Origin of the sequence: Streptomyces griseoloalbus, assembly GCA_014650015.1 — a bacterium.
Classification (GTDB): domain Bacteria; phylum Actinomycetota; class Actinomycetes; order Streptomycetales; family Streptomycetaceae; genus Streptomyces; species Streptomyces griseoloalbus.
The window spans coordinates 157688-177534 of record BMUD01000015.1; the positions used below are offsets into that span (position 1 = coordinate 157688).

The following is a 19847-nucleotide window of genomic DNA, read 5'->3' on the forward strand; positions in this document are numbered from 1 at the left end:
GCACCCCGACAAACCTTGAATGATACCCCTAGGGGGTATAAAGGGGACGCCGGACGGCCTGCGGGCGCCGACCCTTCCCCCTCCCTCCCCCCTCCCCCCTCCCCCCTCCCTCTTCCCTTTCTCCTGACCAGCCCGAGGAGCAGTGATGGCTACCACGGTCCCCGACACCGCCGAGGTCGAACTCGTCATCGGCGGCATGACCTGCGCCTCGTGCGCCGCCCGGATCGAGAGGAAGCTCAACCGGCTGGGCGGGGTCACCGCCACCGTCAACTACGCGACGGAGAAGGCCAAGGTCAGCTACACCGGTGACGTGTCCGTCCCGGAGCTGATCGCCACGGTCGAGGCGACCGGTTACACGGCCCGCGAGCCCGAGCCGCCGCGCGCCGAACCCGAGTCCGGGCCGGAGAGCGCCCAGGCCGCCGACGAGCTCCGGCCGCTGCGGGAGCGGCTGGTCACCGCCGTGGTGCTGGCCGTCCCGGTCATCGCGATGGCGATGGTGCCGGCGCTGCAGTTCGAGTACTGGCAGTGGCTGTCGTTGACCCTCGCGGCGCCTGTGGTGACGTACGCCGCCTGGCCCTTCCACAAGGCCGCCCTCACCAACGCCCGGCACGGCGCCGCCACCATGGACACGCTGATCTCGGTCGGCACCTCGGCGGCGTTCCTGTGGTCGCTGTGGGCGCTGTTCCTCGGCACCGCGGGCACACCCGGCATGACCCACCCCTTCGAGCTGACCATCGCCCGCAGTGACGGCGCCGGGAACATCTACCTGGAGGCCGCCGCCGGAGTCACCGCCTTCATCCTCGCCGGCCGCTACTTCGAGGCCCGCTCCAAGCGCAGGGCCGGCGCCGCGCTGAGGGCCCTGCTGGAACTGGGCGCCAAGGACGTCACCGTGCTCCGGGGCGGCCGTGAGGAGCGGATCCCGGTCGGTGAGCTGAAGGTCGGTGACCGTTTCCTCGTCCGTCCCGGCGAGAAGATCGCCACCGACGGCACCGTCGTCGAGGGCACCTCGGCCGTCGACGCGTCGATGCTCACCGGCGAGTCCGTCCCCGCCGAGGTCGGCATCGCGGACGCGGTCACCGGGGCGACCGTGAACGCGGGCGGCCGGCTGGTGGTCGAGGCCACCCGGGTCGGCGCCGACACGCAGCTGGCCCGCATGGCCGAGCTGGTCGAGGACGCGCAGAACGGGAAGGCGCGGGCGCAGCGGCTCGCCGACCGCATCTCAGGGGTCTTCGTCCCGGTCGTCATCGCCCTGGCCCTGGGAACCCTCGGCTTCTGGCTCGGCAACGGCGCGGAACTGTCCGCCGCGTTCACCGCCGCCGTGGCCGTCCTGATCATCGCCTGCCCCTGCGCCCTGGGGCTGGCCACCCCGACCGCGCTGATGGTCGGCACCGGGCGCGGCGCGCAGCTCGGCATCCTCATCAAGGGGCCCGAGGTCCTGGAGTCCACCCACCGAGTGGACACCATCGTTCTCGACAAGACCGGCACCGTCACCACCGGACGCATGACCCTGCTCACCGCGCACACCGCCGACGGGACCGACGAGGACCAGGTGCTGCGGCTGGCCGGCGCCCTGGAGCATGCCTCCGAGCACCCGATCGCCCAGGCGGTGGCCGCGGGCGCCGCCGGCCGCGTGGGCACCCTGCCCGTACCGGAGGACTTCGCCAACGTCCCCGGCCTGGGAGTGCGGGGCGTCGTCGACGGGCACGCCGTCCTGGTCGGCCGCGAGCGGCTCCTGCGGGAACGGGCCGTGGAACTGCCCGTGGAGCTGGCGCGCGCCAAGGCCGGCGCCGAGGCCGCGGGCCGCACCGCGGTCGCGGTCGCCTGGGACGGGAAGGCCCGGGCGGTCCTCGAGGTCGCCGACGCGGTCAAGGACACCAGCGCCGAAGCCGTCACCCGGCTGCGGGCCCTGGGGCTCACCCCGATCCTCCTCACCGGGGACCACAGGGCCGTCGCCGAGGCGGTGGCCGCGGAGGTCGGTATCGACGAGGTCATCGCGGAGGTCATGCCCAAGGACAAGGTCGACGTCGTCAAGCGCCTCCAGGGCGAGGGCCGATCGGTGGCGATGGTCGGCGACGGAGTCAACGACGCCGCCGCGCTCGCCCAGGCCGACCTCGGACTGGCCATGGGCACCGGCACCGACGCCGCCATCGAGGCCGGCGACCTCACCCTGGTCCGCGGCGACCTGCGCGCCGCCGCCGACGCCATCCGGCTGGCCCGCAGGACGCTGGGCACCATCAAGTCCAACCTGTTCTGGGCCTTCGCCTACAACGTGGCCGCGCTTCCGCTCGCCGCGGCCGGACTGCTCAACCCGATGATCGCGGGAGCCGCGATGGCGTTCTCCTCGGTCTTCGTCGTCGGCAACAGCCTGCGGCTGCGAGGCTTCGAGGCCGCGAGCTGAGTCGCCGCCGGAGGGAGGGGAGGGCCGGCCGGCTCGCCCTCCCCTGCTTCCGGGGCCGGGCCGCGGCCCGCACCGGTCAGTTTCCGAGAAGCGGAAGTGCCCCGGGCGCCCCTACCGTCGAAGGCATGGAATCCATCGACTCCGTCACCCTGGAGGTGGCCGACCCCACGGCCGCCGCCCGTTTCTACTCCGACGCCTTCGGGCTGGACCCGGCGCAGGTGGGCGTGCGTGCGTCCGAGGCCCCCACGAGCGGCTTCCGCGGTTTCACACTGTCGCTCCTGGTGTCCCAGCCGGGCGACGTCGACGCGCTCTTCCGCGCCGCTCTCGACGCCGGTGCCACCGGCCTCAAGCCCGCCGCGAAGTCGCTGTGGGGCTACGGCGGCGTCGTCCGGGCGCCGGACGGCACCATCTGGCAGATCGCGACGTCGGCGAAGAAGGACACCGGCCCGGTCACCCGCGAGATCGACGAGGTCGTGCTCCTGCTGGGCGTCGAGGACGTGAAGGCCGGCAAGCAGTTCTACGTCGAGCAGGGCCTCACCGTGGGCAAGAGCTTCGGCGGCAAGTACGTCGAGTTCGCCACCGGGCCGGGCACCGTCAAGCTCTCCCTCTACAAGCGCCGCGCCCTGGCCAAGGTCGCCGGTGTCCCCGCCGACGGGACCGGATCGCACCGGATCGTGATCTCCGGCGCCACCAGGCCGTTCAGCGACCCGGACGGGTTCGTCTGGGAGGCCACCGCCGCGACGGGCTGACCTCGCGGGGCGGACAGGTGCCGGCCGAAGGCGTGGGGTCAGTCCAGCACGTGCCGCAGATAGGCCGCCGGGTCGGCGAGGTAACGGCGCCAGTGGTCGACCAGGGCGAGGTCCTGCCAGGAGGTGCGGCGGATGCCGTGGTCGCCGACCTCGATGATGTCCGCGCCGGGGAGCGCGGTCAGCAGCGGGGAGTGCGTGGCGCAGATGATCTGTGCGCCGGCGGCGGACAACTGGTCGAGGTGGCCGATCAGTTCGAGGCAGGAGGAGAAGGACAGGGCCGCTTCCGGCTCGTCCAGGACGTACAGGCCGGGGCGCAGGAACTTGTCCCGGAACGCCGCGAGGAAACCCTCGCCGTGGCTGCGCGAGTCGGGGGCGAGCCCTTCCCGGCCGAGGGCGTCCAGTGCCGTTTCGGCGCGCAGGAAGAAGCCCTGGCGGGCGGACCAGGAGGAGAGCATCCGGCGGCCGCGGGGGGCCGCGTCGAAGCGGATGCGCTCGCCCAGCACGGACTTCGTGCGGTGGCTCGCGTAGCGCCATTCGTGCGAGCCGCCCCAGGGGTCCAGGCCGAAGCCCTCGGCGAGGGCCTCGACCAGGGTGGACTTGCCCGAGCCGTTCTCACCGACGACGAAGGTCACCGGAGCGCTGAAACGCAGCCCGTCGCTCAGGAGTTCGCGTACGCAGGGGACGGACCAGGGCCACTCCCCCACGTCGTACGAGCCCATGTGTGCGTACGCGCGTTCGATGATCACGGGTCGAGTCTCCCATGCCGCTCGGCTCGGGGCAGGCCCTCGTGCGGGAGTGCGGGCGGGCCGGGCGGGACCCGCGGGACAGGCGGGACGGGCGGGACAGGCGGGCCGGGCGGGCCCGTACGCCACGGCCGGAACACCGCCCCCGCCCCCACACCTCGACCGGAACACCCGCCCCCACCCCCACACCTCGACCGGAACACCCGCCCCCACCCCCACACCTCGACCGGAACACCGCCCCCGCCCCTACGCCTCGACCGGAGCACCCGCCCCCGTCGTCCCCACCGTCCCGCCGCCCACCGTGAACCCGGTCACCGTCCCGCCTCCCTCGCGGCGGAAGGCGTACGGGGCCCCGCCGTGGGCGAGGGCGACCTCACGGACGATGGAGAGGCCGAGGCCCGAGCCGGGCAGGGAGCGGGCGTCGGCGGCGCGGTAGAAGCGGTCGAAGACGCGGATCAGGTCGTCGTCGGCGATGCCGGGCCCCCGGTCGCGCACCTCCACCCGTACCGTGCCGGGCCGGGCCGGGCCCGCGACGCGGATCTCGATGGGTGACCGGCCGTCCCGGTCGAACTTGACGGCGTTCTCGACCAGGTTGGACAGCGCCCGCGTGAGCATCCCGGGCCGCCCGTCGGTCGTGGTGTCGCCGCTCGCGCCCACCACGATCTCCCGCCCGGTGCGGCGCCGGGCCAGTCCCGCCACGTCCTCGGCGATGTCCGCGAGGTCGACCCGCTGCGGTGGCTCGGTGTCGGACTGCCCGGCCGCGAGGTCGACGAGCTCGTTGACGAGGTCGGTCAGTTCGCGGGCCTCCTGGGTGAGGTCGGCGACGAGTTCCTCACGGGTGCCGGGCGGAAGCTCGTCGATGCGGCGCAGCAGCGAGATGTTGGTGCGCAAGGAGGTGAGCGGCGTACGCAGCTCGTGCCCGGCGTCCTGGACCAGCCGGCGCTGGTCCTCCTCGGACTGGGCGAGCCGGCCCAGCATCCGGTCGAAGGCGCGGCCGAGGCGCCCCACCTCGTCGTAGCCGGCGACGGGCACCTGGATGCCGAGCCGGCGGGTGCGGGCGACGTCCTCGGCGGCGTTGGTGAGGACGACCAGACGGCGCGTGATGCGGCGGGCCAGCCACCAGCCGAACAGCCCGGCTCCGACCACCACGGCCGCCATCAGGATCAGCGTGCGCCGCTGGAGCGCCCGCAGCAGGTCCTCGGTGTTGCTGAACTCCTGCGCGACCTGCACCGCGCCCCGGCCGTCGCCCAGCGCGACGGTCGCCACGCGGTAGACGTCGTCGCCGACGTCGACGTCCGCGTGCTCGACCACCCGTCCGGCCGTGGCGGCACCCGCGACCCGGCGGTCGGCGGCGACCACCGGCAGCCCGGGGTCGCCCGGGTCGAAGACGCTGCCGTCCGCCCCCAGTACCTGCACGTCGGTCCGCGCGGGCCGCACCAGGTCGTGGCCGGGCGCGGCGGAGGAGAAGTCGAGGGGCGACATCCGGTTCTCCCGCACCTCGTCCCGCAGGTCCTGCACGACCTCGTGGAACACGGAGAGCTGGTCGACCCGCACCAGCCGGGCCGCCGCGCTGTACGACAGGATGCCGACCAGGACGGTGACGGTGGCGGTCACGGCCGCGAACGCCACCGCGAACGTGGTGCCCAGCGACAGCAGCCGCAGCCGCCGACGCGGGACCGGCCGCCCGTGCGCACGCCCCGAGCCGCCCGGGACGGCGCCCTGGGACACTCAGCCCTCCCGCAGCACGTAACCCACGCCGCGCACCGTGTGGATCAGCTGCGGCGCACCGGGCTCGTCCAGCTTGCGGCGCAGATAGCCGACGTAGACGGCGAGGTTCTTGGAGCCGGGGCCGAAGTCGTAGCCCCAGATGCGGTCGTAGATGGTGGAGTGTTCCAGGACGACGCCCGCGTTGCGGATCAGCAGCTCCAGCAGTTCGAACTCGGTACGGGTCAGTTCCAGTTCCCGCCCGCCCCGCCAGGCCCGGCGCGCCTGCGGGTCCATGCGCAGCCCGGCCGCCTCGACGAACCGCCCGGGCGTCCCCGGCCTCGCCTCCTCCGTGGGCGCGGGCGCCGGGGCCGGCTCGGGCGGGGCCGCCCTGCGCAGCAGGGCCCGCAGCCGGGCGAAGACCTCCTCGACGTCGAACGGCTTGACGACATAGTCGTCGGCGCCCGCGTCCAGTCCGGCGATCCGGTCGGCGGTCTCCACCAGCGCGGTCAGCATCAGCACGGGGGTGCGGTCGCCCTCGGCGCGCAGTACCCGGCACACCTGGAGCCCGTCGATGCCGGGCATCATCACGTCCAGCACCAGCACGTCCGGCCGGCTGCGATGGGCCTGCGCGAGGGCCTCGACGCCGTCGGCGACGGCCGTCACCCGGTAGCCCTCCAGGGTGAGGGCGCGCTCCAGCGCGTTGCGGATGGCGCGGTCGTCTTCGGCGAGCAGAACGGTGTGCGGCACGCCCCCAGTCTGCCAACCGCCCCCGTCCCCCGGCCCCGGCGCCCGGCACCGGGGCCCGCTTCTTACTCTGCTCTCACCCGGTGGGCCGCAGTGCGGCGAGCCGCTCCTCGAACGGCACGACCTCCTCGAAGGAGTCCCGCCTGGGCAGCGGGCGGGACGTGGACAGCCCGGCCATGAGCGCCGCCAGTTCCCCGGCCGCGCGCTCGATGCGCCCGTTGAGTCCCTCGGCGCCCCAGTCCTCGGAGGCGGCGTAGACGCCGGTGGGGACGACGACGGCCTTGAGGTACGAGAAGAGGGGACGCAGCGCGTGGTCCAGGACGAGGGAGTGCCGGGCGGTGCCGCCGGTCGCGGCGGTCAGCACCGGCTTGCCCGCGAGGGCGTCGGGGTCGGTGACGCTCAGCGCGTCGAAGAACGACTTGAACAGCCCGCTGTACGACGCCGAGAACACCGGCGTGACCACGATCAGCCCGTCGGCGCCGGCCACCGCGTCGAACGCGTCGGCCAGCGCCCGCCCCGGGAAGCCGTTGGTGAAGGTGTGCGCGATCTCCACGGCGAGGTCGCGCAGTTCGATCACCTGGACGTCGGCCGGGGCGGGTTCCGGAGCGGTCGCGGCCGGGGCGGCTGCGGCGGCCAGCCGGTCACCGAGCAGCCGGGTGGAGGACGGCACGCTCAGTCCGGCGGACACGAGGACGATCTTCATGCCCGCGCCCCTTCCTTCTCCTTGGCGGTGGCCAGCAGCGAGCTGTGGCTCGGCGCGTCCGGCACGCCGGCCGGCCGCCCCTTGGCGAACTCCTCGCGCAGCACCGGCACGACCTCCTCGCCGAGCAGGTCGAGCTGCTCCAGCACGGTCTTCAGGGGCAGGCCGGCGTGGTCCATCAGGAACAGCTGGCGCTGGTAGTCACCGGCGTACTCGCGGAAGGCCAGCGTCTTCTCGATGACCTGCTGCGGGGAGCCCACGGTCAGCGGGGTCTGCTCGGTGAACTCCTCCAGCGACGGCCCGTGCCCGTAGACCGGCGCGACGTCGAAGTACGGCCGGAACTCGCGCACCGCGTCCTGCGAGTTCTTCCGCATGAACACCTGCCCGCCGAGTCCGACGATCGCCTGCTCGGGGGTGCCGTGCCCGTAGTGGGCGTAGCGGGCCCGGTACAGCTCGACCATGCGCTTGGTGTGGTCGGCCGGCCAGAAGATGTTGTTGTGGAAGAAGCCGTCGCCGTAGTACGCGGCCTGCTCGGCGATCTCCGGCGAGCGGATCGACCCGTGCCAGACGAACGGCGGTACGCCGTCCAGCGGGCGGGGCGTGGAGGTGAAGCCCTGCAGCGGGGTGCGGAACTTCCCCTCCCAGTCGACGACGTCCTCGCGCCACAGCCGGTGCAGGAGCGCGTAGTTCTCCACCGCCAGGTTGATGCCCTGACGGACGTCCTGCCCGAACCAGGGATAGACCGGACCGGTGTTCCCGCGCCCCATCATCAGGTCCACCCGGCCGTCGGCCAGGTGCTGGAGCATCGCGAAGTCCTCGGCGATCTTCACCGGGTCGTTGGTGGTGATCAGGGTGGTGGAGGTCGACAGGACCAGCCGCTCGGTGCGCGCCGCTATGTAGCCGAGCATGGTGGTCGGCGACGACGGCACGAACGGCGGGTTGTGGTGCTCCCCGGTCGCGAAGACGTCCAGGCCGACCTCCTCGGCCTTCAGCGCGATGGCGACCATGGCCTTGATCCGCTCACGCTCGGTCGGCGTACGCCCCGTGGTCGGGTCGGGCGTGACATCCCCGACGCTGAAGATCCCGAACTGCATGGTCGCTCACCCTCCAGGTTGTTGACGGTTCAACCATACCCCTGGAACGACTCCCCGCTCCCCCCTATTCCCCACCCCGGGGCACCCCCGGTCCCCCACCCCGAGACCATGACGGCGGCCCGGCGGCGCGAACAGACGCACTTCGCGTACGACGCGTTCTTCCGGAGCCGCCCCAGCCACCAGCCCCCGGACCGCATCAGCGACAAGAGGGGCGGCCTGCCGTCAGCGCCCTTTCCGCGGGGGCCCGCGAGCGCTACGACGCCGAGACTGCCCGGACAGGCCCTAGACAGCACCCGCCCGCAGACGGGCGGTCTGCTGCGCGCCGAACTCCGTCGTACGCCGCATGTGGTCGATGAACAGGGCGAGTTGAGAGTCGTCCAGGTCGTCGAAGAGCGCGACCCAGCCGCCGCCGGCCCGGTCCCACACCCGCCCAAACTCGGCGGCCTTCTCCGGCACCGTCGCCACCAGCACCAGCCGCCGGTCGTCCGCGTCCTGCTCCCGGACCACATAGCCCGCCCGCTCCAGCCGGTCCACCAGCCGCGTCGCCGACCCGGTCGTCAGCCCCGTCAGCTCCGCGATCCGCCCGGTGGTCACCGGGCCGCCCTCCAGCGTCAGCAGGTTCAGACACTGCAGATCGGTGGGGTGCAGGCCCAGATGGTCGGCGAGGGCCTGGTTGAACAGGGCGTACGAGGCCATGTACCGCCGGGACACCACGGCCAGCTCCGCCATCAGCCGCTCCCGCGTGCTCGCCGACATCCCCGCTCCTCCTCGTCCGTCCGCCACGGGTGGACGCATCCCCGGCCCGGGCGGGCCACGGGTGGATGTATCCCCGGCCCCGCCCGGCGCAGGCGCCGTCCATCAGGTGACGTGCCGGGGGGCGGCGGACGCGTGCGAGGCTGCACGCATGCTGATCCTCCGCTCCGCCGCCCTGTTCGTCCTCGCCGCCGTGCTGGAGATCGGCGGCGCCTGGCTGGTCTGGCAGGGCATACGCGAACACCGCGGCTGGATGTGGGCGGCCGGCGGCGTCCTCGCCCTCGGCGCCTACGGATTCGTCGCCACCTTCCAGCCCGACGCCCACTTCGGCCGCGTCCTCGCCGCGTACGGCGGCATCTTCGTCGCCGGTTCGATCCTGTGGGGCGTGGTCGCCGACGGCTACCGCCCGGACCGGTACGACATCACCGGCGCGCTGGTCTGCCTCGCCGGCATGGCCGTGATCATGTGGGCCCCGCGCAACGGCTGACGGCCTCAGGGGCCTCAGGGGCCTCAGGCCACGGTCTCGGAGAGCAGCCCCAGTTGCTCGAGGAAGGCCAACTGGTCGAAGTAGAGCCGATAGCTGACGATCCTGCCGTCCTCGACCGTGGCGAGATCCACCCCGCGGATCCTGATCTCCTTCCCCGTCGCCGGTACGGACCGACCGTCCGGCGACTGCGACGGACCGGTGTTCCTGCCACTGAAGTACCCCTCGTCGATCGCGGTGCTGCCGACCTCGAACGTGTGCAGCGACTCGTACCGGGCGTCGGGCACGGCCGTCTTGATCTGCCGCCAGTACTCGACGATCTCGTCCCGCCCGTGCAGCTCCCCGGCCTCGGGCGTGTAGGCGACGGCGTTCTGCGCGTACAACTCCGCCACGACCCTCAGATCCGGGGTCGTGGTGACCGCCTCGGTGAGCCGGTCCATGACCTCGCGCGCCTCTCCCATGATCCACCTCCTGCCCCGCAGGACCCCCCGTCCCATTCTCCCACCGGGGCACCGCCCCCGCCGCCGCCCGGCCGGGCCCGCCTATGCTGGCCGGGCAGTCCCGGCCACGAGCGAACGGGCCGGACCGCCCGCACCGCCCGCCCGCACCGCCCGTCCGTAGCGCATGTCCGTAGCGCATGTCCGCACCGTCGCCCGAGGAGCAGTCCATGGCCACCGCCGCACCGTCCGCCGCGTCCCGTATCGCCGTCGTCACGGGTGCGAGCAGCGGGATCGGCGCCGCCACGGCCCGCCGGCTCGCCGAGGCCGGGTACCGCGTCGTCCTCACCGCCCGCCGCAAGGACCGCATCGAGGCGCTCGCCGAGGAGCTCACCGCGGCCGGCCACTCGGCCGCCGCGTACCCGCTCGACGTCACCGACCGCGCGGCCGTCGACGAGTTCGCCACCGCCTTCAAGACCGTCGGCGTCCTCGTCAACAACGCCGGTGGCGCACTCGGCGCCGACCCGGTCGCCACCGGCGACCCGGACGACTGGCGCACGATGTACGAGACGAACGTCCTCGGCACCCTCAACATCACCCAGGCCCTGCTGCCCAAGCTCGACGCGAGCGGTGACGGCACGGTCGTGGTCGTCTCCTCCACCGCCGGCCACGCCACCTACGAGGGCGGCGCGGGCTATGTCGCCGCCAAGCACGCCGAGCACGTCCTCGCCGAGACCCTGCGCCTGGAGATCGTCGGCCGCCCGGTGCGCGTCATCGAGATCGCGCCCGGCATGGTCAGGACGGAGGAGTTCGCCCTCACCCGCTTCGGCGGCGACACGGAGAAGGCCGCCAAGGTGTACCAGGGCGTGGCCGAACCCCTCACCGCGGACGACGTGGCCGACACCATCGCCTGGGCGGTGACCCGCCCGCCCCACGTCAACATCGACCTGCTGGTCGTCCGCCCGCGCGCACAGGCGTCCAACAGCAAGATCCACAGGGAGGCGTGATGCCCGACCCGGACGCCGAGGCGGCCGACCGGCGCCGCCTGGCCCTGGAGAAGAAACGCGAACGCTACGTCTGGTACTACCTCGCCTACTTCCTCTTCGGCATCCACATCGTGGCGTTCGTGATGATCTACGCGGTGACCCACGCGAAGTAGCGGTCACCCGGGCGGCCACGAAGCCGTCCATGCCCCGACGTCGAGCCGCAGGAGCCGCAGGGCTGACCCCACGGCTGCGTGCGGGCGCGGGACCTCGTACGGCCCAGGGGCCCCGGTATCCCGGGGCCCCGTTGAGTCAGCCCTTCACACAGACGACCTGCTTCAGCTTCGCGACGACCTCCACGAGGTCCCGCTGCTGGTCGATGACCTGCTCGATCGGCTTGTAAGCGCCCGGTATCTCGTCCACGACGCCGGAGTCCTTACGGCACTCCACGCCCCGCGTCTGCTCCTCCAGGTCCTTCGTCGAGAAGCGCCGCTTCGCCGCGTTGCGGCTCATCCGCCGACCGGCGCCGTGTGACGCCGAGTTGAAGGACTTGGCGTTTCCGAGGCCCTTGACGATGTACGAACCCGTGCCCATGGACCCGGGGATGATCCCGTACTCGCCGGAACCCGCCCGGATCGCGCCCTTCCGGGTCACCAGCAGGTCCATGCCCTCGTAGCGCTCCTCGGCCACGTAGTTGTGGTGGGCGCTGATCTCCGGCTCGAAGGTCGGCCCGGCCTTCTTGAACTCCTTGCGGATCACGTCCTTCAGGAGCGCCATCATGATCGAGCGGTTGTACTTCGCGTACTCCTGCGCCCAGAACAGGTCGTTGCGGTACGCCGCCATCTGCGGGGTGTCCGCGACGAAGACGGCGAGGTCGCGGTCGACCAGGCCCTGGTTGTGCGGGAGCTTCTGGGCCACGCCGATGTGGTGCTCGGCGAGTTCCTTGCCGATGTTGCGGGAACCGGAGTGCAGCATGAGCCACACGGAACCGGATGTATCCGTACATACTTCTACGAAATGGTTTCCGCCGCCCAGCGTCCCCATCTGCTTGGTGGCGCGCTCCGCGCGGAACTTGACCGCGTCCGCCACCCCGCCGAACCGCGCCCAGAAGTCGTCCCAGCCGCCGGTCGGGAAGGCGTGCAGCCGGCCCGGGTCGACGGGGTCGCCGTGCATGCCCCGCCCGACCGGAATCGCCTGCTCGATCTTGGACCGCAGCCGCGAGAGATCACCGGGGAGGTCGTTCGCCGTCAGGGACGTCCTCACCGCCGACATCCCGCAGCCGATGTCGACCCCCACCGCCGCCGGGCACACCGCACCGCGCATCGCGATGACCGACCCGACCGTCGCGCCCTTGCCGTAGTGCACGTCCGGCATCACGGCCAGGCCCTTGATCCACGGCAGGGTGGCGACGTTCCGCAGCTGCTGGAGGGCGCCCTCCTCCACCGTCGCCGGGTCCGTCCACAGACGGATCGGCACCTTCGCACCCGGCAGCTCCACGTACGACATAACGTCTCCATTCCCCCGAAAGCCAGCAGAAGTCCTGAATCGCAAAACCGGCGCCAAGGTCGACGAAAAGGGATGACGGACCGGCGTCCACGGCAGTGCGTGCGATACACATTGTCTGCGGGGGGCGCCCCCCTGCGGCAAGCGATTAACCAGCGGGGACACTGGGGAGACCCGGCGGGCACCGGCCCGCACCCACCGTCGAGAGGAGCCCGACCGTGCAGCGGAAGGCGTACGTATCCGGCGTCGCCGCGCTCCTGGCGGCCGTGCTGACCGGCTGCACCGGCAGCTCGGACGACGGCGGCCCGTCGGACAACTCCAACCCGGGAAGTGCCGGTACGGCGACCCAGGCCGCCCAGCCCGGCAAGTACGCCACCCTCCCCGAGCCCTGCGGCGCGGTCGACGACCGGACGCTCGGCGAACTCCTGCCCGGCGTCCAGGAGATGGCCGACGAGACGCAGCGCGAGGACGCGTACGCGGGCGAGGCGACCCTCACCTACGACACCGACCGCAAGGTGGGCTGCCGCTGGAAGGTGGAGTCGGCGGAGGCGACCGACCATCTGCTGGTCGACTTCGAACGGATCGTCTCCTACGACAACGCCGTCAGCGACGACGCCCAGGCCGAACAGCTCTTCGCGACGAAGCAGGCGGCGGCGCAACTCCCGGAGCCGACGGTCACGGAGTCCGGCTCTCCCTCCACCGGCCCTTCCGCGAACGCGAGTTCGTCGCCCTCCGCCTCGGCCTCCTCCTCGCCCTCGACCTCCTCCTCGGCCTCCGACTCGCCCTCGTCCGGGGCCTCCTCACCCCCCGCCGGTGCGTCCGACCTCCAGCCCCGCATCCTGGAGGACCTCGGTGACGAGGCGTTCCTCGACGACGAGCTGAACAGCTCCGGTTCGACCGCGAAGCAGCGCACGGTGACTGTGGCGTTCCGCACGTCCAACGTGATCGTGACGATCGAGTACGCGGAGCAGCCGGTGACCGTCGGCGCCGTCCCGGACAGCAAGGAATTGCAGGACAGGGCCCGGAAGCTGGCCTCGGAGCTGGCCGATGCGCTGGGCGGCTGAGCACCGTTCACAGCCCCTTCACCGCCCTGCGCACCGTGCGCGAAGGAAGACCACACGCGCGGCTCAACGCGTACCGTGACCCCTCGGACCCGTTCCGACCACAGGGAACACGAGCGTCATGAGTGAAGGAACCATGCAGCGACGAGCACAGCGAGACCCGCGAGATCCGCGAGACCAGCGAGCGAAGCGCCTCCACCGCGTCCTTGTCTGCGCGGCCGCCGTCCCCGTGATGCTGATCGCCTCCGGCTGCTCCTCGGACTCCGGCTCCGACGACGGCAAGGACAAGGGCGCCGACGCCTCCGCGTCGCAGTCCGCGAGCCCGTCCCCGACCGTGCGGGCGGCGGCGTACAAGAAGCTCCCGGAGCCGTGCGCGGTGCTGTCCAAGAAGACCCTGGAGGACTTGGCGCCGAAGGCGAAGGCGGGCAAGGAGGGCAACTCGGACGACATCTCCACCCGCGCCAACTGCTCCTGGAACAGCCTGGACAACAACGGTGTGAAGGGCTCCCAGTTCCGCTGGCTGAACGTGTCGCTGCTGCGCTTCGACTCGGACACCACCCGTGGCCCGGGCGACGAGCTGGCCAAGGAGTACTACGACAAGCAGGTGCGGGACGCACAGTCGGCCGAGGGCGCGAAGGGCACCAGGACGGAGCCGCTGACCGGCACCGGTGACGAGGCCATGGTGGTGCGGTACGACCTGAAGAAGAAGGAAGGCACCTTCAAGCAGCAGACGGTCGTCGCACGCGTCGAGAACGTGGTCGTCACCCTCGACTACAACGGCGCCGGCCTCGCCGGTGACAAGACGCCGGACGCCGACGACCTGGTGAAGGACGCGCAGAAGGCGGCCAAGGAGGCCGTCGCGTCGGTGACGGAGGCCAACGGCGCGGCGGCGGCGAGCGGTTCCCCGTCCACGTCGCCCTCCACGTCGGCTTCCCAGTCGGCCTCGGCGTCGGCTTCGAAGCCCGCCTCCGGCAAGGCCTGACCCCCGCAGGACCGGACCGGCCACCCGTCCCCCGCACACATGTGCCACTCTGTGGTGCGCAACAACACGCACTGGGAGGGGAGTACGGGTGGCCGCGCCACTGCAGCTGACACGTATGCACCGGGTTCTCATCGGCGTTGTCGTCACCGGTGCCGTCATCATCGCCGGGATCGGCTTCGCCGGTTCGTACGCGGCTGTCCGTGAACTGGCCCTGCAGAAGGGCTTCGGGAACTTCAGCTACGTCTTCCCGATCGGCATCGACGCCGGTATCTGCGTACTGCTGGCCCTGGATCTGCTGCTGACCTGGATCCGTATCCCGTTCCCGCTGCTGCGGCAGACGGCGTGGCTGCTGACGGCGGCGACGATCGCCTTCAACGGCGCGGCGGCGTGGCCCGACCCGCTCGGGGTGGGCATGCACGGTGTGATCCCGGTGCTGTTCGTGGTCTCGGTGGAGGCGGCCCGGCACGCGATCGGGCGGATCGCCGACATCACCGCCGACAAGCACATGGAGGGCGTCCGCCTCACCCGCTGGATGCTGTCGCCGGTCCCGACCTTCCTGCTGTGGCGCCGGATGAAGCTGTGGGAGCTGCGCTCCTACGAGCAGGTGATCAAGCTGGAGCAGGAGCGCCTGGTCTACCAGGCCCGCCTCCGCTCCCGCTTCGGCCGTTCCTGGCGCCGCAAGGCCCCGGTGGAGGCCCTCATGCCGCTGCGCCTGGCCAAGTACGGCGTCCCCCTCGCCGAAACGGCCCCCGCGGGCCTGGCAGCGGCCGGCATAGAACCGGCCCTCCTCCCCCCGTCCCCCACCGACCTGACCAAAGGCACCCCCACCGCGGCCCTGGCAACGGGCAGCCACACGGCGATAGCCCCGGCCGGCCCCGCCGACGCGGCCGCGGGCGGCCCCGCCGACCTGGCCGCGGACAGTCGTGCCGCCGGGACGGCACGGGTGGGCACGGCAGCTCACCCCGGCGAGCAGCAGCGGGAACTCGAGGGCCACCCCCACCCCGGTCACCAGGACGACCCGGCCGCCAATCCCTGGCTGCACGCCCGCGACCCGCAGTCGGTCGAGTACCACGGCGGCTACGACCCGACCTATGACCCGGACGAGGAGTACGCCCGCTGGTACGCGGAGCAGCAGCAGGCCGAGCAGTACCAGGACCAGTTCGAGGAAGAACCCCCCGTCCCGGAACCCTCTCCGGAGGAGACCGGCAGCTTCCCCATCCCGGTGACCCCCGGCCGCACCCGCGAGCTCGGCGAAGGCGGCGGCACCCCGGTCGCCGACCCGGACGAGGAGGCGTACTACCAGGTCTTCAAGAAGTCGATCAACGGCAGCTACCCGACGCCCCGGGAGTTCGGCGACAACGTCGAGGCGGAGTTCAGCCTCACGCTCCCGCCGGAGGAGACCAAGCGCCTGGTCACCCGCTTCACGAACCGCTTCAACGCGGAACTGGAAGAGGACCACATCGCGTAGAGCCGGAGCCACGACGACGAGAGGGGGCGCCCGGCACACACCGGACGCCCCCTCTTCTCGTGGAACCGCGGTCTACTCCCCGAGCAGCGCCCGCACCCGCTCCTGTCCCACCGCGAGCAGCAGTGTGGGCAGACGCGGACCCGTGTCCCGCCCGACCAGCAGGTGGTACAGCAGCGCGAAGAAGGACCGCTGGGCGGTCTTGATCTCCGGCGGCAGCTCCTTGGGCGTGGCGTCGGCGGAGAAGCCGGCCTGGACCTTGGGCACGCCGTAGACGAGGTGGGTGAGCCCGTCCAGCGACCAGTTGTCGGCGAGGCCGTCGAGCAGCAGCCGCAGGGACTGCCGCGCCTGCTCGTCGAGCGACTTCAGCAGCTCGGCGTCGGGCTCCGCGCGGACGATGGTGCGCTGGTCGGCGGGGACGTGGGTGTTGATCCACGCCTCGGCCTTGTCGTAGCGAGGCCGGGCCTCGTCCAGCGTCGCCGGCGGGTTCGCCGGGTCGAGGTCGCTGAGGATGCGCAGCGCCTGGTCCTCGTGACCGGCGGTGATGTCCGCCACCGAGGCCAGCGTGCGGTACGGCAGCGGCCTGGGTGTCCTCGGCAGCTCACCGCCGGCGGTGCCCACCGCGCGGGAGTGCGCGGCCGCGTCGGCGGGCAGCGCGGAGCCGTCGGCGACCTTGGCGTCGAGGCGGTCCCACTCGTCGTAGAGGCGCTGGATCTCCTGGTCGAAGGCGATCTTGAAGGACTGGTTGGGCCGGCGCCGGGCGTAGAGCCAGCGCAGCAGCTGCGGCTCCATGATCTTCAGGGCGTCGGCCGGGGTCGGTACCCCACCGCGCGAGGACGACATCTTGGCCATGCCGCTGATGCCGACGAAGGCGTACATGGGCCCGATGGGCTGCTTGCCGCCGAAGATCCCGACGATCTGCCCGCCCACCTGGAACGACGACCCCGGCGAGGAGTGGTCGACCCCGCTGGGCTCGAAGATCACGCCCTCGTACGCCCAGCGCATGGGCCAGTCGACCTTCCAGACCAGCTTGCCGCGGTTGAACTCGTTCAGCCGGACGGTCTCGGAGAAGCCGCACACCGAGCAGGCGTAGGTCAGCTCGGTGGAGTCGTCGTCGTAGGACGTGACGGTGGTGAAGTCCTTCTCGCAGTTGCCGCAGTACGGCTTGTACGGGAAGTACCCGGCGGCACCGGCGCTGCCGTCGTCCTCGGCCGCGGCGCCGGAGCCCTCGGCGGCCTCCAGCTCGGCCTCGTCGACGGGCTTCTGCTGCTGCTTCTTCGCCGGGGTCTTCTTGGTGCGGTACTGCGCGAGGATCGCGTCGATGTCGCCGCGGTGCCGCATGGCGTGCAGGATCTGCTCGCGGTAGACGCCGCTGGTGTACTGCTCGGTCTGGCTGATCCCGTCGAACTCGACGCCCATCTCGGCCAGCGAGGTGATCATCGCGGCCTTGAAGTGCTCGGCCCAGTTCGGGTGCGCCGAGCCCTTGGGCGCCGGGACGGAGGTGAGCGGCTTGCCGATGTGCTCGGACCACGTCTCGTCGACGCCGGTGACGCCGGCCGGGACCTTGCGGTACCGGTCGTAGTCGTCCCAGGAGATCAGGTGCCGCACCTGGTGGCCGCGGCGGCGGATCTCGTCGGCGACGAGGTGCGGGGTCATGACCTCGCGGAGGTTGCCCAGGTGGATCGGGCCGGAGGGCGACAGCCCGGACGCGACGACGACCGGTTTGCCCGGGGCCCGACGCTCCGACTCCTCGATGACCTCATCCGCGAAACGGGAGACCCAGTCGGTGGTCTCGGTGCTCTGAGCCACGATCGGCACGTCCTTCTTTCTGCTCGAACAGCCGGTACGGTCGCACGGCTGACCGCTCCATTCTCCCAGTCCGGCCCGCATCCGCGAAAACCGCTTTTCACCGCGTGGGATACTCGGCTTCGTCAGTAGTCCACGAACCCGAGCAGAACGGCAGCCTCCATGGCCTCGGTCACGTCCCTCACCGACTCCGTCCAGCAGCATCTCGCGTCCGCCCTTTCGGCCACCCGGCCGGAGGCCGCCGGCGCGGACCCGCTGCTGCGACGAAGCGACCGGGCGGACTTCCAGGCCAACGGCATCCTCGCGCTGGCCAAGAAGGCGAAGGCGAACCCGCGCGAGCTGGCCGGCGAGGTCGTCGCGCGGATCACCACCGGTGACCTGATCAAGGACGTCGAGGTCTCCGGTCCGGGCTTCCTCAACCTCACGATCGCGGACAGGGCGATCACCGGGAACCTGGCCGCGCGGTACGCGGACGACACGGGCCGCCTCGGCGTGCCGTCGACCGGGAACCCCGGCACGACGGTGATCGACTACGCCCAGCCGAACGTGGCGAAGGAGATGCACGTCGGCCACCTCCGTTCCGCCGTGATCGGTGACTCGGTGGTCCAGCTGCTGGAGTTCACCGGCGAGAACGTCGTGCGCCGGCACCACATCGGCGACTGGGGCACCCAGTTCGGCATGCTCATCCAGTACCTGGACGAGCACCCGCACGAGCTGGACCACAAGGCCGACGAGAACCTCCAGGCGTCCGGCGAGGAGGCGATGTCCAACCTCGACCGCCTCTACAAGACGGCGCGGAAGCTGTTCGACTCCGACGAGGAGTTCAAGGCGCGCGCCCGGCGCCGGGTGGTCGACCTCCAGGCGGGCGACCCGGCGACGCTGGCCACGTGGCAGAAGTTCGTCGACGAGTCGAAGATCTACTTCTTCTCCGTCTTCGAGAAGCTGGACATGGAGGTCCGCGACGCGGACATCGTCGGCGAGTCCGGCTACAACGACATGCTCGCGGAGACCTGCCGGCTGCTGGAGGAGTCGGGCGTCGCGGTCCGCTCCGAGGGCGCGCTGTGCGTGTTCTTCGACGACGTCAAGGGCCCGGACGGCAACCCGGTCCCGCTGATCGTGCAGAAGTCGGACGGCGGCTACGGCTACGCGGCGACCGACCTCTCCGCGATCCGGGACCGCGTGTTCCACCTGAAGGCGAACACCCTGCTGTACGTGGTGGACGCCCGGCAGGCGCTGCACTTCAAGATGGTCTTCGAGACCGCGCGCAGGGCCGGCTGGCTCAACGACGACGTGCACGCGGTCCAGCTGGCGTTCGGCACGGTCCTCGGCAAGGACGGCAAGCCGTTCAAGACCCGTGAGGGCGAGACGGTGCGTCTGGTCGACCTCCTCGACGAGGCGATCGACCGCGCGTCGGCGGTCGTGCGGGAGAAGGCGCAGGACCTGTCCGAGGAGGAGATCGCCGAGCGGGGCACCCAGGTGGGCATCGGCGCGGTGAAGTACGCGGACCTGTCGACGTCGGCGAACCGGGACTACAAGTTCGACCTGGACCAGATGGTCTCGCTGAACGGCGACACGTCCGTCTACCTCCAGTACGCCTACGCCCGTATCCGCTCGATCCTGCGCAAGGCCCCCGAGGGCGTCCGCCCGTCGGCGCACCCGGAGCTGGAACTGGCCCCGGCCGAGCGGGCGCTGGGCCTGCACCTGGACGCGTTCGCGGAGACGGTGGCGGAGGCGGCCCGCGAGTACGCCCCGCACAAGCTGGCGGCGTACCTGTACCAGCTGGCGTCCCACTACACGTCGTTCTACGACAAGTGCCCGGTCCTGAAGGCCGAGTCCCCGGCCCAGGTGGAGAACCGCCTGTTCCTGTGCGACATCACGGCCCGCACGCTGCACCGGGGCATGGCCCTGCTGGGCATCCGGACGCCCGAGCGGCTCTGACCTTCGCCGGCATGCGGCGTGCGGCCCGTCCTCCCCCAGGGGGAGGACGGGCCGCACGGATGTGGGGGACGGATCGGAGGCCGGGTGGACGTCACGGCGGGCGGTCCGACCCGCGCGGTACGCGCCGTGGACCGAGTGGACGTGGCGACCTACGTCCGCACCGGGATGACCGCGGCCCGCCCCGGCGGCGTCGTCCGCTCCTGCTTCCGGCACGCGGCGGCCGGCGGCGAGCGGGAGTGTTTCGACGGGCGGGTGGGTGGGCCGGGACGAGCCGCCGCCCTTGGCGTCGGGCGCGCGGCG

General features: G+C 71.9%; 18 protein-coding genes. 9 read left to right on the forward strand and 9 right to left on the reverse strand.

From position 1 onward, the window contains the following. Window positions 1–145 precede the first annotated feature (145 nt). Together IE178_RS23045 and IE178_RS23050 are read left to right on the forward strand one after the other, a co-directional pair. On the forward strand, window positions 146–2398 hold the full coding sequence (locus IE178_RS23045) for a heavy metal translocating P-type ATPase (protein WP_193513610.1): 2253 nt from the start codon (window positions 146–148) through the stop codon (window positions 2396–2398). A gap of 125 nt (window positions 2399–2523) precedes the next feature. Further along, a complete protein-coding gene (locus IE178_RS23050; protein WP_193513611.1) occupies window positions 2524–3147 on the forward strand; it encodes a VOC family protein in 624 nt (207 codons plus the stop codon). Between the two features lie 38 nt (window positions 3148–3185). On the opposite strand, the gene IE178_RS23055 is transcribed toward IE178_RS23050, so the two are convergent. From IE178_RS23055 to IE178_RS23080, 6 genes are all read right to left on the reverse strand, one after another. Further along, window positions 3186–3893: an AAA family ATPase gene (locus IE178_RS23055; protein WP_193513612.1), complete on the reverse strand. Its 708-nt coding sequence runs from the start codon at window positions 3891–3893 to the stop codon at window positions 3186–3188. 243 nt (window positions 3894–4136) lie between these two features. Then, window positions 4137–5618: a HAMP domain-containing sensor histidine kinase gene (locus IE178_RS23060; RefSeq protein ID WP_373301200.1), complete on the reverse strand. Its 1482-nt coding sequence runs from the start codon at window positions 5616–5618 to the stop codon at window positions 4137–4139. Beyond that, window positions 5619–6344 (reverse strand): response regulator transcription factor, encoded by a 726-nt coding sequence (locus IE178_RS23065; RefSeq protein WP_184760856.1) that lies wholly within the window; start codon window positions 6342–6344, stop codon window positions 5619–5621. 73 nt (window positions 6345–6417) lie between these two features. Then, on the reverse strand, window positions 6418–7044 hold the full coding sequence (locus tag IE178_RS23070; protein ID WP_184760855.1) for an FMN reductase: 627 nt from the start codon (window positions 7042–7044) through the stop codon (window positions 6418–6420). After that, entirely contained in the window at window positions 7041–8135 is a 1095-nt protein-coding gene (locus IE178_RS23075) for an LLM class flavin-dependent oxidoreductase (protein ID WP_193513613.1), read from the reverse strand. Before IE178_RS23075 ends, IE178_RS23070 begins: the two co-directional genes overlap by 4 nt. Before the next feature lie 282 nt (window positions 8136–8417). Next, window positions 8418–8891 carry a MarR family winged helix-turn-helix transcriptional regulator gene (locus tag IE178_RS23080; RefSeq protein ID WP_193513614.1) on the reverse strand — a complete coding sequence of 158 codons (474 nt, stop codon included), beginning with the start codon at window positions 8889–8891 and terminating at the stop codon, window positions 8418–8420. A 148-nt stretch (window positions 8892–9039) separates the two neighbouring features. Here IE178_RS23080 and IE178_RS23085 point away from each other — a divergent pair, with 148 nt between their 5' ends. Then, window positions 9040–9375, forward strand: coding sequence for a YnfA family protein (locus IE178_RS23085; RefSeq protein WP_184760852.1), 336 nt, complete (start codon window positions 9040–9042; stop codon window positions 9373–9375). 23 nt (window positions 9376–9398) lie between these two features. On the opposite strand, the gene IE178_RS23090 is transcribed toward IE178_RS23085, so the two are convergent. Then, the gene (locus tag IE178_RS23090) at window positions 9399–9833 is read right to left on the reverse strand and encodes an ester cyclase (RefSeq protein ID WP_184760851.1); all 435 of its coding nucleotides are present in this window, start codon (window positions 9831–9833) and stop codon (window positions 9399–9401) included. Between the two features lie 206 nt (window positions 9834–10039). Between IE178_RS23090 and IE178_RS23095 the strand changes: the two genes are divergently transcribed. Both IE178_RS23095 and IE178_RS23100 read left to right on the forward strand, forming a co-directional pair. After that, a complete protein-coding gene (locus IE178_RS23095) occupies window positions 10040–10816 on the forward strand; it encodes an SDR family NAD(P)-dependent oxidoreductase (protein ID WP_193513615.1) in 777 nt (258 codons plus the stop codon). Further along, window positions 10816–10968 carry a hypothetical protein gene (locus IE178_RS23100; protein ID WP_184760849.1) on the forward strand — a complete coding sequence of 51 codons (153 nt, stop codon included), beginning with the start codon at window positions 10816–10818 and terminating at the stop codon, window positions 10966–10968. The genes IE178_RS23095 and IE178_RS23100 overlap by 1 nt, the downstream gene beginning before the upstream one ends. A 136-nt stretch (window positions 10969–11104) precedes the next feature. Here the strand turns inward: IE178_RS23100 and IE178_RS23105 are convergent, their stop codons facing one another. Further along, window positions 11105–12298 (reverse strand): RtcB family protein, encoded by a 1194-nt coding sequence (locus tag IE178_RS23105; protein WP_193513616.1) that lies wholly within the window; start codon window positions 12296–12298, stop codon window positions 11105–11107. A 215-nt stretch (window positions 12299–12513) separates the two neighbouring features. Between IE178_RS23105 and IE178_RS23110 the strand changes: the two genes are divergently transcribed. From IE178_RS23110 to IE178_RS23120, 3 genes are all read left to right on the forward strand, one after another. Then, on the forward strand, window positions 12514–13359 hold the full coding sequence (locus IE178_RS23110; RefSeq protein WP_193513617.1) for a DUF3558 domain-containing protein: 846 nt from the start codon (window positions 12514–12516) through the stop codon (window positions 13357–13359). 118 nt (window positions 13360–13477) lie between these two features. Next, on the forward strand, window positions 13478–14338 hold the full coding sequence (locus IE178_RS23115; protein ID WP_193513618.1) for a DUF3558 family protein: 861 nt from the start codon (window positions 13478–13480) through the stop codon (window positions 14336–14338). Between the two features lie 115 nt (window positions 14339–14453). After that, the gene (locus tag IE178_RS23120; RefSeq protein ID WP_193513661.1) at window positions 14454–15806 is read left to right on the forward strand and encodes a DUF2637 domain-containing protein; all 1353 of its coding nucleotides are present in this window, start codon (window positions 14454–14456) and stop codon (window positions 15804–15806) included. Between the two features lie 72 nt (window positions 15807–15878). On the opposite strand, the gene lysS is transcribed toward IE178_RS23120, so the two are convergent. Further along, window positions 15879–17621 carry a lysine--tRNA ligase gene (lysS, locus tag IE178_RS23125; protein WP_193513619.1) on the reverse strand — a complete coding sequence of 581 codons (1743 nt, stop codon included), beginning with the start codon at window positions 17619–17621 and terminating at the stop codon, window positions 15879–15881. Window positions 17622–17771: 150 nt separating this feature from the next. On the opposite strand from lysS, the gene argS reads away from it, so the two are divergent. Then, entirely contained in the window at window positions 17772–19547 is a 1776-nt protein-coding gene (gene argS / locus IE178_RS23130; protein ID WP_193513620.1) for an arginine--tRNA ligase, read from the forward strand. Window positions 19548–19847: the final 300 nt, after the last annotated feature.